Source organism: Zunongwangia sp. L-65 (assembly GCF_056859415.1).
In genome coordinates this window covers 25,216-40,619 of sequence record NZ_JBSXOK010000037.1, presented here as the reverse complement: position 1 = coordinate 40,619, position 15,404 = coordinate 25,216, and the positions used below count along the sequence as shown (strand labels likewise).

Genomic DNA, 15,404 nt, shown 5'->3' with positions numbered 1-15,404 from the left:
TTTAAAGTTTGGTATTTAGTTTACGTAATTTTATGGCTGTGAGTATCTTTTTAGTGTAAAGGGGAAAATCGGCATTTTGAAGCCACCCGAAATAACCAGGCTCTTTTTCCAGAACTTCTTCTACCAGCTTCCCTCGATATTTACCAAAAGAAAAAATTTCCTCTCCCTTTTTATTAAAACTTATAAATCCGGCAAAATCGGCAAAGCTTTTACGGGCACTGTATTGTGATAGCCATTTAATATCGTTTTCCAGATCGTCATACTTATCCAATTGAGACTTTAATACTTCGTAAGTTGCTTCAGTATCTGCAGCCGCACTATGTGCATCTATAAGTTCTTTCCCGCAGTAAAACTTAAAAGCAGCCGCCAGAGTTCTTTGCTCTTTTTTATGGAATATCGTTTGTACATCTACGGCCATCATATTTTTCATATCAAAGTCGATATCTGCACGTAATAATTCTTCGGCTAACAACGGAATATCAAAGCGATTGGAATTATAACCTCCCAAATCGCAGCCTTTTATCATATCATAGATTTGTTTGGATAATTCTTTAAAAGTCGGTTCATTCGCTACTTTCTCATTAGAAATTCCATGAATTGCAATGACTTCTTTTGGGATTTCCATTTCTGGATTCACCAACCAGGTACGACTTTCTTTATTTCCGTTAGGATATACTTTTAATATCGCTATTTCTACAATCCTATCTTTGGCAAGGTTCGTTCCGGTAGTTTCCAGATCGAAAAAACAAATAGGTTTTGTAAGCTTTAATTCCATTTTTTAAAATTTGTTTATTCTTATAGCAATATAAAAAGAAAACCGGGAATCGCCCTATAAAAAGCAACCCCGGTTTTTCTTTATATACATAAATTTTATAATACTCTATTTTTGTCGAATCCTTCTAAATATTGTGCTACACGTTGTACAAATTGCCCACCTAGCGCACCATTTACAACACGATGATCGTAACTGTGAGATAAGATCATTTTATATCGAATCCCGATAAAATCACCTTCTGGAGTTTCAATTACCGCAGGCATTTTTCTAATTGCACCTAAAGCCAGAATCCCTACCTGAGGCTGATTGATAATTGGCGTTCCCATAATACTACCAAATGTACCTACATTGGTTACCGTATAAGTCCCCCCCTGTATATCGTCTGGCTTCAGTTTATTTTGTCGTGCCCTATTCGCCAAATCGTTTACCGCTTTGGCCATGCCTACAAGATTTAATCGATCTGCATTTTTAATTACCGGTACAATAAGATTACCATCGGGAAGCGCTGCCGCCATACCAAGATTGATATTCTTCTTTTTAATTACCTTATCCCCGTCTACGGAAATATTGATTAGTGGAAAATCACGAATGGCTTTCGCTACGGCTTCCATAAATATTGGTGTAAATGTTAATTTCTCACCTTCTTTTTTCTGAAATGCCGCTTTATGTTTGTTTCTCCAGTTCCAAATATTAGTTACATCTACTTCTATAAAAGATTGTACATGAGCCGAAGTTTGCACACTATCGATCATATGCTTACTTATCATTTTACCCATACGGCTCATTTCGATAATCTCGTCTTCTCCTGAACTCACCGTACTTTCCTGATTTTTAAAAGCGGGCTCTAAATGATCTGGTTTCGAAGCTGACTTATGAGTACCTGAATTTTCTTCCGACTTACTGCTGCGATTTTCAACATAGGCTAAAATATCGTCTTTGGTTACCCGACCGTTTTTACCAGTTCCTTTGACAGTTTCTAATTCTTTAAGACTAATATTTTCTTCTTTGGCGATATTTTTTACCAAAGGAGAATAAAAACGATCTGACTCTGAATAGTCGCTACCTCCAGCAGTCTCCTTGGCAGTTTCAACGGCAGCTTCAGCTTCAGCTACATGTTGTTCTGTCTCTGTAGTACTTTCTTCATCTTCATCATCCTCCAAATCGAGATCAAGATCATCTTCCTGCTCCACATCACCGTCAGTCTCAATAATAGCAATAGTTTGGCCTACTTCAACTACATCATCAGCTTCAAAAAGTATTTCTATAAGTTTGCCATCTACTTCACTTGGCACTTCACTATCTACTTTATCTGTAGCAATTTCAAGTACCGGTTCGTCTGCTTCAATGGTATCGCCTACTTCTTTTAACCAGCTGGTTATGGTTGCCTCAGCAACACTTTCTCCCATTTTAGGTAATTTCAGTTCAAATTTTGCCATATCGTTATTTGAAAGCTAATTTTTATTATTTCGTTTGCGAATTTAATTAAAATTAAGGTTTTTAAATATTAAAAAATCAATAAAATATAAATTCACTGAAAATATTTTTAAGTTGTCTCTAACTAATTTCCTGTGTAAAATTACAATTTCATCTTTCAACCTGAAAGCCTATCCCCAAAGCTTTTTAACTTTTAAGGCTATTTTCAAAAGGTATACGATTGGTAATACTTCTTCCTAAAGTTACCTCATCAGCATATTCTAATTCATCACCAACGCTAATTCCCCTGGCAATGGTCGATGTTTTAACGCCGCTACCCTCTAGTTGTTTATAAATATAAAAATTAGTTGTATCCCCTTCCATAGTGCTGCTTAGCGCAAAAATAATTTCCTGAATTTTACCATCTCTCACTTTTTCGATTAAAGGCTTAATGGTAAGCTGGGAAGGGCCTATTCCATCCATAGGACTAATCTTCCCTCCTAAAACATGGTACATACCACGATATTGCCCTGTATTTTCTATCGCCATCACATCGCGTACATCTTCTACAATACAAACAAGATCTTCCTGGCGGGAAGGATTTGCACAAATATCACAAAGCTCCGTATCGCTAATATTATAACAATTTCTACATCTTTTTATTTCGGCCCGTAGCTTAGAAAGTGCTTTGGTAAGTTGTTCGGTTTGCGTTTCAGGTTGTCTTAATAGATGCAAAACCAATCTAAGCGCGGTACGTTTTCCTATACCGGGCAACTGCGACATTTGGTCTACAGCCTGCTCCAATAATTTCGAAGAAAAATCCATAACCGCAAATTTACAATTTTTAAACCGATGCAAATAGTTAGTAATATGCTAAGTTTGCAAATGTTTTGGTTAAATTCGTATTTATGGAACCTATACATATTGTATTACTCATTGCGCTTTATTTTGGTCTTTTACTGTTAATATCCTATTTCACCGGAAAAGAAGACAGCAACGATGCTTTTTTTAAGGCAGAAGGCAAATCTCCCTGGTATATCGTAGCTTTTGGGATGGTAGGCGCCTCCTTATCTGGAGTTACCTTTATCTCTGTACCGGGTTGGGTTAGAGATTCCCAATTTAGCTATATGCAGGTAGTAGCCGGTTATTTATTTGGTTATCTGGTGATTTCTTTTGTGCTTCTCCCCATTTATTACAGTCTTAATGTAACTTCTATCTACCAGTATTTAAATAATCGATTTGGTAATGTGAGTTACAAAACCGGTGCTTTTTTCTTTTTTATTTCCAGAGTATTGGGGGCTTCTTTCAGGCTTTTCCTCGTAGCTACCGTATTACAATACTTTGTGTTTGAAGCATGGAACATTCCTTTCGTGGTTACCGTGATTCTTTCCATTTTATTGATATGGATTTACACGTCTCGCGGCGGAATTAAAACTATTGTATGGACAGATACATTGCAAACCCTTTTTATGCTGGGATCGGTAGGTATTGCCATTTATTTTGTTTCACAAGAATTAAACTGGACCCTTAACGACTTTTTTACAGCACCAGAACTTGCCCCATATACCAAAACTTTTCATTTTGATAATTTTCTGGAAAAAGACTATTTCTGGAAAGCTTTCTTTGGCGGGATGTTTATCACCATTTGTATGACGGGACTCGATCAGGATATGATGCAAAAGAATTTAACCTGTAAAAGTTTAAAAGATGCACAAAAAAATGTAATGTCTTACAGCCTGGTGTTCATTCCGGTTAATATTTTATTCCTTTTTCTGGGAGCACTTTTATTTATTTATGCGGAACAAAACGGAATTAGCGTGCCGGTACTCGACGGAAAGGAAAAAACCGACCTTCTTTTTCCCGAGATCGCTTTGAATGCCGAGATGGGTATTGGTCTTGCGATTATCTTTTTACTTGGTTTAATTGCCGCGGCATACTCTAGTGCCGATAGTGCATTAACCAGCCTAACCACCAGTTTTTGCGTAGATTTCCTAAATATCGAAAAACGTGAACCCAGTTCGCAAACCAGTATTAGAAAAAGAGCTCATATTTTAATTAGCATACTTTTAGTCATCGTGATCATCGCATTTAAATACTTACTGGATAGTAGCGTGATCGATTTACTTTTAAAGGCTGCCAGTTATACTTACGGCCCTTTACTTGGACTTTTTGCTTTTGGAATTTTTACAAAAATGCAAATAAAAGATCATCTGGTATGGATCGTAGCTTTAGTTTCTGTGGTGACAACTTTTATCCTAGGAAACCTTCCTCCTGAATATCTTGGAGGTTATGTTTTTAATTACGAATTACTAATCGTAAACGGTGCAATTACGTTTTTGGGATTAATATTGATTCGTACCAAGCAGCACTAAAGTACAGGCATTCTGAAATTTAATATTATTTTTTTCTAAGACTCCATAAAGCTCAGGGTTTTCTGTCCCGGGGTTAAAAATGACGCGTTTTGGATTTAGTGCAACAAGATAGTCATAATATTCTGGTTGATTTTTTGGTCCAACGTATAAAGTTACGGTATCTATATCTGGGAAAAGAATTTGCTCGTTTTCTATCTTAACCCCTTCAACTTCTCCTTTTCGTAACCCTAAAGCAACCACCGGCTGCTGCTTGTCTACCAATTTCTTTATCGCCATATTGGAATATCGTGCAGTGTTGGTAGAAGCTCCTATTACTAATGTTTTCTTTTTCATATGGTTAAATAACTCAGGGCCAACCCCTGATCTGTTTTTTGAAATTAATTTTTATGTTGAGCCAAAGCTCAAATCATATAATCTCGATTATCGAGTAAAAATACTTTTTAAAATTTAGTGTAACAAGTTTTAAACTTATCAGTCTTTATAGTAAGACTAGTCTAAAAATGCATTGCTATCTTTTTTTTGATGGTTAGAAGATAGTATTGCTTGATAAGGTTCGCGCTATTTGCAAGGCGCGAACTTTTTTCTGAATTAATTGAAAAATTTTGTAACATTCTTTTTTTGGCGTCGTCTTTATAGTAGAAATCATCAAAATTGCAGAAATATACTTTTAAGTATTATGCAATACAAAGTATTATTTATAACATCATAACCATCAATATCAAACATCAATCAAAAAATGAAACAGTTATTTTTAATCATCATTGTTACGTTAAGCACTTTTAATTCCGTCGCAAATAACGAAGTTTTTGCGAGGATTACAGGTACAATTATAGATCATAATTTAAAAGAACCGGTTCCCTATGCAACTATTAGCTTAAGTGATACTGAAGGTAACATCATCACCGGTACAACTTCTGAAGAAGACGGGTCATTCATCATCAAAAAAGTAAAATCTGGCAATTACATCCTAAGTATTCAATTTATTGGCTACAAGAAATTCAGTAAAGAAATTGTTGTACAAGGTAATAGCGGCCTCATGGAGTTAGGTACTATTAATCTGGATCCTGATGTTGCTGAAATGGATGAAGTGGTAGTAGTGGGAGAACGCTCTACCATCGAGCAGCGTATTGACAGAAAAGTAATTAACGTTGGTAAAGATCTTACTACTGCAGGCGCCAGCGCCTCAGACATCATGAATAATATACCATCCGTAAATGTAGATCAGGATGGAAACATCGCTTTGCGTGGAAACACGAATGTACGCATATTAATTGATGGGAAACCAACTAATATGAATGCTGCTCAATTACTAAAACAAATCCCTTCCAGCTCGATAAAAAAAATCGAACTTATTACTAATCCTTCCGCAAAATACAATCCTGAAGGGATGAGTGGAATTATAAATATCGTTTTGCACAAAAACGCCAATAACGGATTTAACGGTAATATAAATACCGGCTTAACCTATGGGGAAAATGCACGTTTTAATGGTTCTTTAGACATGAATTACCGCCAAGGAAAATTAAACCTCTACGCAAACCTTGGAAGCAACTTTGGCAAAAGGAAAAATATTAACGACATCAATTTAACCGGTAGAAATGCTAAGCAAAACCTGGATATGTTAAACGATAACGAATCGTATTTATATAAAATTGGAGTAGATTATTTTTTAAACGATAACAATACATTTAGCTTTTACACCAATCAAAATTTGTTTAATGGCGGGGTAGACGCTACGATAAATGCAATTTACCTTAATAATCCTTCGAATAATTTCGAACAGTTTTTAAATCTGGATGCAAGGAATTTGAATGCTACTTATAACTTTGCTTACAAGCATTTATTCCCACAAGAAGGACACGAAATATTATTTGAGGCTGATTATAATGATTACGATGGCGATGAGGATTTTGCAGCAAACTTTAGTGAAAATGCAAGTTTTGCTTCTTATTCTGAAAACGTGAACGAGAATCGTGGAACTTTAATCACTAATATCGACTATAGCCTGCCTATTGGCGATAAGTCGAAATTTGAAGCCGGAGCTGAAGCCAGGTTATTAAATAATACTCAGGATTATGATACTAACAATCCGTCAGCACAAAACTCCGATTACGATTACAACCGAAATATCTATTCGTTATACAGCACATTTGGACAATCTTTTGAAAAATTCTCATATCAGCTTGGGGCTCGTTTAGAAAGCTTTAATATAGATGCTGAAGTAAATGGTGAAAACGTATTTAGTGATGATTATATCACGTTATACCCTTCAGGATTTTTCAATTACACCCCAAATGATAAAAACAGTTACCAGGTAAGCTATAGCCGCAGGATAGATCGTCCTAGCCTAGGGCAGGTAAGCCCGGTAAGAGAGGTGAGCACGCCTACAATCACCGTAGTCGGAAATCCTAATCTACAGCCACAATTTACGAACTCCGTAGAATTTAATTATACGAGAAAATTAAAACATGGTAGTTTAACCGGTGGGGTGTTCTTCAGAAATATTAATGATAATATTAACCAGTTAATCGAAGAAGATCCATCAGATCCTGCAAGCCTTCTTATATCTTTTGCAAACTTTGATGACACCAATGCTTACGGAGTTGAACTGTCTTCTAACTATAAGTTTACCGAATGGTGGAGTGCCAATGGAAGTTTTGAATTGTACCAACAAACACAAAGCGGAATTGTAGGTACAAGCCGTGTTGAAGTAGATAACACAGTTTACACAGCGAGAGTAAACAATAGTTTTACTGTTACCGAAAATTTAACATTACAATTATTCGGGTTTTATCAAGGACCAAGCGAAGAACTTCAGTTTAAAAACGAAGATGTATTTTTTGCCAACCTTGGCGGACGCTATACTTTCCTGGATAAAAAAGCTACGCTTAGTTTAAACTTTAATGATGTTTTTGGCACTCAGGAATATAGGTTTAGTGCCACACTTCCTTACGAGCAGAACGGGTATTTTAAAAGCGAATTCCAAAATGTATATGTAGGATTTAGCTATCGTTTTGGAGGAAACAATGGAAAAAAACTAAAAAGAAAACAAAGAGATAACGATGAAGCCCAGGGTGGCGGAATGTTTTAAGGAAAACAAATTATATCATTTTAGATAAAAATTTGTTTGTTTAGCCAAAGAAAAGCCTGAAGTTAACACTTCAGGCTTTCATATTTTCATAAGTTAATATTCTATAAATTAAGAATACATTTTATCACGTTGCTCCTTAATTTTTGGATCGCTCATATACTCATCGAACGTTAAGTAACGATCTATCACTCCTTTTGGAGTAAGCTCGATAATACGGTTTGCAACAGTTTGCGCAAATTCGTGATCGTGCGTAGTAAGCATTACAGTTCCCTTAAAATTCTTAAGTGAATTGTTAAAGGCAGTGATCGACTCCAGATCCAGGTGGTTAGTTGGCTCATCTAACATCAATACGTTTGCTCTCATCATCATCATTCGGCTTAGCATACAGCGTACTTTTTCTCCTCCAGATAACACATTACTGGTTTTTAAAGCTTCCTCACCACTAAACAACATTTTCCCTAAGAAACCTCTAATATAAACTTCTTCTCTTTCTTCTTCGGTTTTAGCATATTGTCTTAGCCAGTCTACCAAAGTAAGATCATTATCAAAATACTCTGAGTTATCTAACGGAAGGTATGATTGTGATGTAGTAACTCCCCAGGTATATTTCCCTGCAACAGGCTCTTCTTTACCGTTTATAATTTCATAGAAAGCAGTAGTAGCACGGCTATCTCTAGAAAACACAACGATTTTATCTCCTTTTGAAAGATTAATATCTATTCCGCTAAAAAGCGTTTCTCCTTCTATAGAAGCTTCTAATTTTTCAATATTTAAAATCTGGTCTCCAGCCTCACGATCTCTGTCAAAAATAATTGCAGGATAACGACGGCTTGAAGGCTTAATTTCTTCGATATTTAACTTATCGATCATCTTTTTACGAGATGTAGCCTGCTTAGATTTCGCCACGTTTGCACTAAAACGCTGAATAAATTCCTGTAATTCTTTCTTTTTCTCTTCAGCTTTTTTATTCTGTTGCGCTCGTTGTCTTGCTGCTAATTGAGAAGACTCATACCAGAAAGAATAATTTCCACTAAAGTGGTTTATTTTCCCAAAGTCGATATCAGAGATATGTGTACAAACCGCATCTAAAAAGTGACGGTCGTGAGAAACCACGATTACCGTGTTATCATAATTTGCCAGGAAATTCTCTAACCAGTTAATCGTTTCGTAATCCAAATCATTGGTAGGCTCATCCATGATCAATACATCTGGATTTCCAAAAAGAGCCTGCGCTAACAAAACTCTTACTTTTTGCTTACCATCAAGATCCTTCATTAGAGTATAATGAAGTTCTGTTTTTATCCCCAGGTTAGAAAGTAATGATGCGGCGGCGCTATCGGCGTTCCAACCATCCATTTCTTCAAACTGCACCTGCAGCTCACCAATTCTATCAGCGTTTTCATCAGAATAATCAGCATATAAAGCATCTATCTCTGTCTTAATTTCAAAAAGCGGTTTATTTCCTCTTAAAACGGTTTCTAAAACAGGATAATCATCATATACATTGTGATTTTGCTCCAGTACCGACATACGTTTTCCTGGCTCTAAATGAACATGACCAGAAGTTGGATCGGATTTTCCAGATAAGATTTTTAAAAATGTAGATTTACCTGCACCGTTGGCGCCGATAATCCCATAACAATTCCCTTCAGTAAAAGTAGTATTCACCTCATCAAAAAGGACTCTTTTACCAAACTGGACAGAAAGATTTGAAACTGAAAGCATAAATTCCTCTAATTTTCCGCAAAAGTAGCATATATTGTACACTTTCTAAAAGATTAACGTTTAGAAAATTCCTTTTAACTCGTGGTTAACATTCAAGATTTTAGCCACAAATTATATTTGTTGGTCACTAGAAATCATAAAGGAGATAATGGATTTATAACTATTTGAATGAGAAGATTATTACTGCTAAGTATTTTTTATACCATATTTTCATTTATAGGTTGCAAGAATAAAAGCACCAATACAGATAAAGTATACATTGGCGGGAAAATTGTAAATCCAAATTTAGATTACATCATCCTATCCAGGGACGAAGATATTATAGATACTTTGGGACTGGACAAAAACAATCAGTTTGGCCAGTACCTTGAAAATATCGACCCTGGGATTTATACTCTACAACATAACCCGGAAAATCAGGTGGTGTATCTAGAACCCGGTGACAGCATCATGATTTGGGTTAATACATATGCTTTTGATGAGTCTCTTAATTTTAGTGGGCGTGGCAGCAAGGAAAGTTCATTTTTATTAAATCTCTTTTTGCAGAATAGGGCCAACAATGATCTTGTCCTTAATTATTATAAAATTAAGCCCGAAAAGTTTGAAAAAATAAGTGATTCTATTCATCAAAAAAGACTTGAAGAATTTAATCTAATCTCTTCACAACGGAACTTTAGCGATGATTTCAAAAATATGGCCCGGCAAAGTATCGATTATGAATACTACGATCTTCGTGAGCGCTATACTTATCTCATTAAAAAATATTACCCGGAATATGCAAAACTTATCCCTAAAGATTTTAACAATTATAGAGACAGTATAGACTTTAATAATGGGCTACTTCAAAACTACTATTTATACACCAATACCATTGATGATTACCTACGCACTCGTGCTGTAGAATACTGTATAGATAAGCACAAAGATAGAGATTGCTTTAACGTATCGGATTTTGATAATATACAAAGACGGGCTATTTTAATAGATTCGTTATCCAGCACTCCATCCATAAAAAACAGATTCCTTGATATATTGCTTAGTAAGGCGGTTACCATCTCTTCAAATGATGAAGACCTTAAAAAAGTAATGAATTTAGCCGAATCTCTGGATTACCAGCAAATCGATCAAATTAAACAGCTCTCCAGTATTCAAAAAAATTATTTTACAGGCAAATCCCTGGCAAATTTTACTCTTTTAAACACTAATGGTGTGGAAACTACCTATGGGGATATTATAAATAAAAAGACGATTATTTATTTCTGGTCTGCTAATAATATTAGACGCTATATTTGGCAATTTAGAACTATTAAAAAGCTTGAAGAAAAATACCCAGAATTAGATTTCATCGGAGTCAACCTGGATATTGGTCATGAAAAAAGATGGTTGCGTATTTTAAATGAAAATAATTACGATCAAAAGAATCAATATCAACTCTCAAAAAGAAAATTTAGCAATGACTATGCTACAAAGTATTTATATCGCTTAAACTTCCTTGACAAAAATGCCGTGATTGTGAGAGGCGATGTTGCACTTAGTTCTTCAGCAGAATTTGAATCGCAGTTGTTACAATTTATTAATCAGTAACATTTTAGAAATAAATCGCAAACCAAAAACAATAGAATTAGATGTTATAATTTGAATCCCATTTTCAAAAGAATAAAAAATAAATTCTAAACATAAAAAAGCTGCCGAAAGGCAGCTTTTTATATAATAATAAGAAAAAAACTTATTCTTATTGGTTTCCTTTTTTATAATCTGCTAAGAATTTCTCTAATCCGATATCTGTTAAAGGATGGTTTAATAAACCTTCTATAGAAGATAAAGGACCGGTCATTACATCTGCACCAATCTTCGCACAATCAATTACATGCATCGTGTGACGAATAGAAGCCGCTAAAATTTGGGTTTCAAAACCATAGTTATCATACACTAATCTAATTTCTTCGATTAGATTAAGACCATTGGTTGAAATATCATCTAAACGACCAAGAAAAGGTGATACATAAGTTGCCCCTGCTTTAGCCGCTAATAAGGCCTGTCCTACAGAAAACACTAAGGTACAATTGGTTTTAATTCCTTTATCAGAGAAATATTTAATTGCTTTTACACCTTCTTTGATCATTGGTACCTTTACGATAATTTGATCGTGAAGTGCTGCGAGCTCTTCTCCTTCTTTTACGATATTTTCAAAATCTGTAGAAATAACCTCGGCACTTACATCCCCAGTTACGATTTCACAGATTTTTTTATAATGATTAATAATATTCTCCTTACCGGTAATTCCCTCTTTTGCCATTAATGAAGGGTTGGTCGTTACACCATCCAAAACCCCTAATTCCTGTGCCTCTCTAATCTGATCGAGGTTAGCGGTGTCAATAAAAAATTTCATATTGCAAGTTTTATAAGTTTATTTTTATTTATTTAAGTGTAAAAATAACACATTAAATACACTTTTTATAATTTATAATGATTCATCAGCATTCTTTCATAAGTCTTATCGGGTAAGATTCTTTTTAAAACAATACTTGCTTTTTGCAAAAGCTCCCCTACCTTGTAATGCCCTTTTGGCGCTTTATCTTTAATAATTTTTAGCACCGCTTTCGCCATCATATCGGGATCCAGACCGGCATCTACATGCTCATCCATCAATTTTAAAGAATCACCATATGGTTCTTTATAAGGAGAATTATCCAAAACCGGAGCATGATATCTTCCAGCAGCGATATTGGTGGCAAAATCACCAGGGGCCACGCAGGTCATTTTTATATTAAACCCTTTCACCTCCATTCTAAAGGCTTCGGTTGCAATTTCCAGCGCTGCCTTAGAAGCCGAATAGATTCCGCGATACGGTAGTCCCATATACCCTGCGATGGATGTTACATTAATTATAAGACCATCATTTTGCTTACGCATTACGGGCAAAACAGCTTTACAAACATTTATAGGACCATAAAAGTTGGTTTCAAAAGCATTACGAATTTCGGGTGTGGGCGTCTCCTCTATCGGACCGGTAATTCCAACCCCGGCATTATTAATTAAAACATCAATTCGCTTTTCTTTTTCTAAAACAAATTTTACCGCTTTAAAGATACTATCTTCATCAGTAACATCTAAATCTATAAGATTAAAATTTGATGATTTTCCGGTAGAATTTCTACTGGTACCGTACACCTTAAAATTTTGTTGATTTAAGTAGTCGCCAATTGCTTTACCAATTCCTGAAGAACCACCGGTAATTAAAACGACTTTATGAGAAAGAGTATCTGTTTTCATAAGGCAAATATGCGATTAATTTTGCTAATTTCCAGATACAAAAAAAGGCAAGCGACCCACATCACACCGCTACGACCGCCTACCCTTGCTGCGTTCCCGCCCTGGGGGATTCAGCAGGAGCTGGTTGTGTGGGACTTGCCGGGTGCAAATATACAATCTTTAGTACTTCTGGCAAGCATTTTTTAAACAGAATTGGTTAATTTAGCCATATAAAATATGACTTTTAAAGATGATGAAATTTAAATCTCTGTTAATCTTAACATTAGCTTTTTTATATTTTTCATGCGGAAGTAATTCTGGCGCTAAAAAATCTCATTTCAGTATAAAAACTGATGAAAATAAGAAGGAATTTCAGCTTGGCGAGCATATTTCAGGGCAAATTGAAAACAAAAAAGAGCTAAGTATCGACTCGGTTATTGTTTATCTGAATGCTGAAAAAGTAATCGCAAAGTCACCTAACTGGTCCTTTGATATTCCGCTTAAAAATCAGCTTTTAGGAAATCAAACTTTAAAAGCCGAAGTATTTTACGAAGGTCAAAAAGATACTACCAATACGTCGATCAAAATTTATAATGATACGCCGCCAAAGGCCTACACCTACGAAATTGTAAATATCTACCCTCACGACCCCAAAGCTTATACCCAGGGATTAGAATTTTTAAATGATACGTTATATGAAAGTACGGGAGAATATGGCGAATCTGATCTTAGAAAAGTAGATCTAAAAACAGGGGAAGTTTTAAAAATGATCGATTTGGATGATTCTGTTTTTGGTGAAGGCTTAACGATTTTTAATGATCAGATTATTTTACTTACCTGGAGGGCTAAAGAAGGCTATATCTATGATCTGGATACCTTCGAGAAAAAAGGGACCTTTAGTTATAATCAAAGTAAAGAAGGCTGGGGGCTTTGTAATGACGGTGAGCATATTTACAAAAGTGACGGCACCGAAAAAATCTGGTTGTTAGATCCCGAAACTTTGGCTGAAAAAGATTATATTCAGATTGCTACCCATAAAAGTATTAATTCTAAAATGAATGAATTGGAATGGGTTGACGGACTTATTTATGCAAACACTTATCAAAAAGATGGTGTAGCAATCATTAATCCTAAAAATGGAGCGATTGTTGGCCTTATTGATTTTAGAGGTTTAAGAAATAAACTGGGTAACGAACAAGATCTTAACGAAGTAAACCATGTTCTTAATGGTATCGCCTATAATCCTCACACTAAACAATTATTTGTAACCGGAAAACACTGGGATAAATTATTCGAGGTTAAAATCGTAGAAAAATAAATGATCACCACGCCCCAGATTTTTGAAATGGAGCTCAAGGTTACCTCAAGTGATCTTGATGAACAAAACCATGTAAATAACGTGCAATATGTGCAATGGATACAGGATGTCGCTAAAGGCCATTGGGAAGATCGCGCATCGGCTTCACAGAAAGAAAAATTCTTTTGGGTTGTGGTTCGGCACGAAATCGATTATAAACAGCAGGCTTTTTTAGACGATCTTATTATACTGCAAACCTATGTAGATGAAATTACGAATGTCACTTCGATAAGGCACGTACTCATTAAAAACAAAAAAAACGATAAAATCTTAGCTAAAGCAAAAACCACCTGGTGCTTAATGAGTCATGACTCTAAACGCCCGGCAAGAATCGATGAAAACATGAAGGTTTTATTTCAGCAAAAATCTAATTAGTAAAATCTCCTTTTATTCATCCAGTTATTCAATAGAAAAATTTCCAATAAAAAGTAAACTGTAAAAAGAGCTGCGGAAATTGCTAAAACATCTGAATTTAAAACACCTATATTGGGCATTTCAATAGATAAATTGAAAATAGATTTCATTTTAATCCATTTATCTACTACCAAATCTGAAGCTTCTCCGCCTGAATAAAAATACGGAGAACTTAACAATGTCGCTACAAACGCTGCGATCATCACCCAGCCCTTTTTAGAGATTAATGGCTCGTATTTTATTTTCTTTGCTGAAGTATTTACTCTAGTTGCTTTGGCTATTTCAATTTCAGGAAGATTAGTCATTACCTTATCAGTAAAATCGAAAGAAGGAATTTCCAGGCTGGATTCCTTGAAAATTTTCTTCGTAAATTCGTCTAATTTCTTTTCTTTATTTTCCATAATTCAGCAACATATCATTCGACAACCTTCTCTTCAAAATAACCGCCAGTTGTTTACGGCTTCGGTACAATTTCACTTTTACATTAGCCACAGACAGCTTCATAATTTCAGCAATATCTTTCACTGATTGATCCTCATAATAATGTAAAGTTAGCAAAAAAGCATCATCTTCACTCAGCATATTTATACAGTCCAGAATAGCCGTTTTTCGCTCATTTTCTTCTAAATTATTAATCGCACTATCTAAATCTTCAATTTCGAAACCATCGTAAGCATCTACACTTAACTCCTTAAACTTACGTTTCTTGGCCTTTAGGAAATCGAGACAATTATTATAAGTCACCCGATATATCCAAGTCGAAAATTTTGCCTCTCCTTTAAATTTACTTAAAGATTTATAGATTTTCACAAAACTATCCTGCGCAAGCTCTTCGGCTTCTTCCCTATTTTTCAGCAACCTTAAACACAAAGTAAACACCAAATTTTTATAACGATCTACCAGTACCGAGAATAATTGCTTATCTCCGCCCAGTATTTGATCGATGATTAATTGGTCTTTTTTGATGGTCATTTGATTATAAGACGACAATTGGATAAATCTGGT

Annotated in this window: 14 protein-coding genes and 1 other RNA gene; 5 read left to right on the top strand and 10 right to left on the bottom strand. The window is 35.2% G+C overall.

Translation table 11 applies throughout. The features are described from left to right. Position 1: 1 nt before the first annotated feature. From AC13DP_RS03620 to recR, 3 genes are all read right to left on the bottom strand, one after another. Entirely contained in the window at positions 2-775 is a 774-nt protein-coding gene (locus tag AC13DP_RS03620) for a 3'-5' exonuclease (RefSeq protein WP_228249988.1), read from the bottom strand. A gap of 95 nt (positions 776-870) precedes the next feature. Then, entirely contained in the window at positions 871-2,211 is a 1,341-nt protein-coding gene (locus tag AC13DP_RS03615; RefSeq protein WP_347406637.1) for a dihydrolipoamide acetyltransferase family protein, read from the bottom strand. A gap of 184 nt (positions 2,212-2,395) precedes the next feature. Continuing rightward, on the bottom strand, positions 2,396-3,013 hold the full coding sequence (gene recR, locus AC13DP_RS03610; RefSeq protein ID WP_013070724.1) for a recombination mediator RecR: 618 nt from the start codon (positions 3,011-3,013) through the stop codon (positions 2,396-2,398). Between the two features lie 83 nt (positions 3,014-3,096). On the opposite strand from recR, the gene AC13DP_RS03605 reads away from it, so the two are divergent. Next, the gene (locus AC13DP_RS03605) at positions 3,097-4,560 is read left to right on the top strand and encodes a sodium:solute symporter (protein ID WP_013070723.1); all 1,464 of its coding nucleotides are present in this window, start codon (positions 3,097-3,099) and stop codon (positions 4,558-4,560) included. Here the strand turns inward: AC13DP_RS03605 and AC13DP_RS03600 are convergent. Then, positions 4,531-4,893: a CoA-binding protein gene (locus tag AC13DP_RS03600; RefSeq protein ID WP_013070722.1), complete on the bottom strand. Its 363-nt coding sequence runs from the start codon at positions 4,891-4,893 to the stop codon at positions 4,531-4,533. The two genes, AC13DP_RS03605 and AC13DP_RS03600, sit on opposite strands and share 30 nt — an antisense overlap. A 403-nt stretch (positions 4,894-5,296) precedes the next feature. Here AC13DP_RS03600 and AC13DP_RS03595 point away from each other — a divergent pair, with 403 nt between their 5' ends. After that, complete coding sequence (locus AC13DP_RS03595) at positions 5,297-7,651, top strand: TonB-dependent receptor (RefSeq protein WP_483067319.1); 2,355 nt, start codon at positions 5,297-5,299, stop codon at positions 7,649-7,651. Positions 7,652-7,759: 108 nt separating this feature from the next. Here the strand turns inward: AC13DP_RS03595 and AC13DP_RS03590 are convergent, their stop codons facing one another. Then, positions 7,760-9,376, bottom strand: a complete 1,617-nt coding sequence (locus tag AC13DP_RS03590) for an ABC-F family ATP-binding cassette domain-containing protein (RefSeq protein WP_483067318.1) — start codon at positions 9,374-9,376, stop codon at positions 7,760-7,762. Positions 9,377-9,544: 168 nt separating this feature from the next. Here AC13DP_RS03590 and AC13DP_RS03585 point away from each other — a divergent pair, with 168 nt between their 5' ends. Next, positions 9,545-10,960 (top strand): TlpA family protein disulfide reductase, encoded by a 1,416-nt coding sequence (locus AC13DP_RS03585; protein WP_483067317.1) that lies wholly within the window; start codon positions 9,545-9,547, stop codon positions 10,958-10,960. Between the two features lie 148 nt (positions 10,961-11,108). Here the strand turns inward: AC13DP_RS03585 and fsa are convergent, their stop codons facing one another. The 3 genes from fsa to ffs form a co-directional block, all read right to left on the bottom strand. After that, a complete protein-coding gene (gene fsa, locus AC13DP_RS03580) occupies positions 11,109-11,765 on the bottom strand; it encodes a fructose-6-phosphate aldolase (protein WP_013070718.1) in 657 nt (218 codons plus the stop codon). 65 nt (positions 11,766-11,830) lie between these two features. Further along, positions 11,831-12,649, bottom strand: a complete 819-nt coding sequence (locus tag AC13DP_RS03575) for an SDR family oxidoreductase (RefSeq protein WP_347406640.1) — start codon at positions 12,647-12,649, stop codon at positions 11,831-11,833. A 42-nt stretch (positions 12,650-12,691) separates the two neighbouring features. Next, an RNA gene (gene ffs / locus AC13DP_RS03570) (signal recognition particle sRNA small type) lies at positions 12,692-12,790 on the bottom strand. An 88-nt stretch (positions 12,791-12,878) separates the two neighbouring features. On the opposite strand from ffs, the gene AC13DP_RS03565 reads away from it, so the two are divergent. After that, positions 12,879-13,946: a glutaminyl-peptide cyclotransferase gene (locus tag AC13DP_RS03565; protein WP_483067316.1), complete on the top strand. Its 1,068-nt coding sequence runs from the start codon at positions 12,879-12,881 to the stop codon at positions 13,944-13,946. After that, positions 13,947-14,360, top strand: a complete 414-nt coding sequence (locus AC13DP_RS03560) for an acyl-CoA thioesterase (protein ID WP_347406642.1) — start codon at positions 13,947-13,949, stop codon at positions 14,358-14,360. Here AC13DP_RS03560 and AC13DP_RS03555 read toward each other — a convergent pair. Next, on the bottom strand, positions 14,357-14,800 hold the full coding sequence (locus tag AC13DP_RS03555; RefSeq protein ID WP_483067315.1) for a hypothetical protein: 444 nt from the start codon (positions 14,798-14,800) through the stop codon (positions 14,357-14,359). The two genes, AC13DP_RS03560 and AC13DP_RS03555, sit on opposite strands and share 4 nt — an antisense overlap. Next, entirely contained in the window at positions 14,790-15,371 is a 582-nt protein-coding gene (locus AC13DP_RS03550; RefSeq protein ID WP_483067314.1) for an RNA polymerase sigma factor, read from the bottom strand. The genes AC13DP_RS03555 and AC13DP_RS03550 overlap by 11 nt, the downstream gene beginning before the upstream one ends. Between the last annotated feature and the right edge of the window lie 33 nt (positions 15,372-15,404).

What these genes read in the sequence shown, in the direction of transcription:
- AC13DP_RS03620 (WP_228249988.1), bottom strand. Translation starts at nt 775, where the DNA reads ATGGAATTAAAGCTTACAAAACCTATTTGTTTTTTCGATCTGGAAACT.
- AC13DP_RS03615 (WP_347406637.1), bottom strand. Translation starts at nt 2,211, where the DNA reads ATGGCAAAATTTGAACTGAAATTACCTAAAATGGGAGAAAGTGTTGCT.
- recR (WP_013070724.1), bottom strand. Translation starts at nt 3,013, where the DNA reads ATGGATTTTTCTTCGAAATTATTGGAGCAGGCTGTAGACCAAATGTCG.
- AC13DP_RS03605 (WP_013070723.1), top strand. Translation starts at nt 3,097, where the DNA reads ATGGAACCTATACATATTGTATTACTCATTGCGCTTTATTTTGGTCTT.
- AC13DP_RS03600 (WP_013070722.1), bottom strand. Translation starts at nt 4,893, where the DNA reads ATGAAAAAGAAAACATTAGTAATAGGAGCTTCTACCAACACTGCACGA.
- AC13DP_RS03595 (WP_483067319.1), top strand. Translation starts at nt 5,297, where the DNA reads ATGAAACAGTTATTTTTAATCATCATTGTTACGTTAAGCACTTTTAAT.
- AC13DP_RS03590 (WP_483067318.1), bottom strand. Translation starts at nt 9,376, where the DNA reads ATGCTTTCAGTTTCAAATCTTTCTGTCCAGTTTGGTAAAAGAGTCCTT.
- AC13DP_RS03585 (WP_483067317.1), top strand. Translation starts at nt 9,545, where the DNA reads ATGAGAAGATTATTACTGCTAAGTATTTTTTATACCATATTTTCATTT.
- fsa (WP_013070718.1), bottom strand. Translation starts at nt 11,765, where the DNA reads ATGAAATTTTTTATTGACACCGCTAACCTCGATCAGATTAGAGAGGCA.
- AC13DP_RS03575 (WP_347406640.1), bottom strand. Translation starts at nt 12,649, where the DNA reads ATGAAAACAGATACTCTTTCTCATAAAGTCGTTTTAATTACCGGTGGT.
- AC13DP_RS03565 (WP_483067316.1), top strand. Translation starts at nt 12,879, where the DNA reads ATGATGAAATTTAAATCTCTGTTAATCTTAACATTAGCTTTTTTATAT.
- AC13DP_RS03560 (WP_347406642.1), top strand. Translation starts at nt 13,947, where the DNA reads ATGATCACCACGCCCCAGATTTTTGAAATGGAGCTCAAGGTTACCTCA.
- AC13DP_RS03555 (WP_483067315.1), bottom strand. Translation starts at nt 14,800, where the DNA reads ATGGAAAATAAAGAAAAGAAATTAGACGAATTTACGAAGAAAATTTTC.
- AC13DP_RS03550 (WP_483067314.1), bottom strand. Translation starts at nt 15,371, where the DNA reads ATGACCATCAAAAAAGACCAATTAATCATCGATCAAATACTGGGCGGA.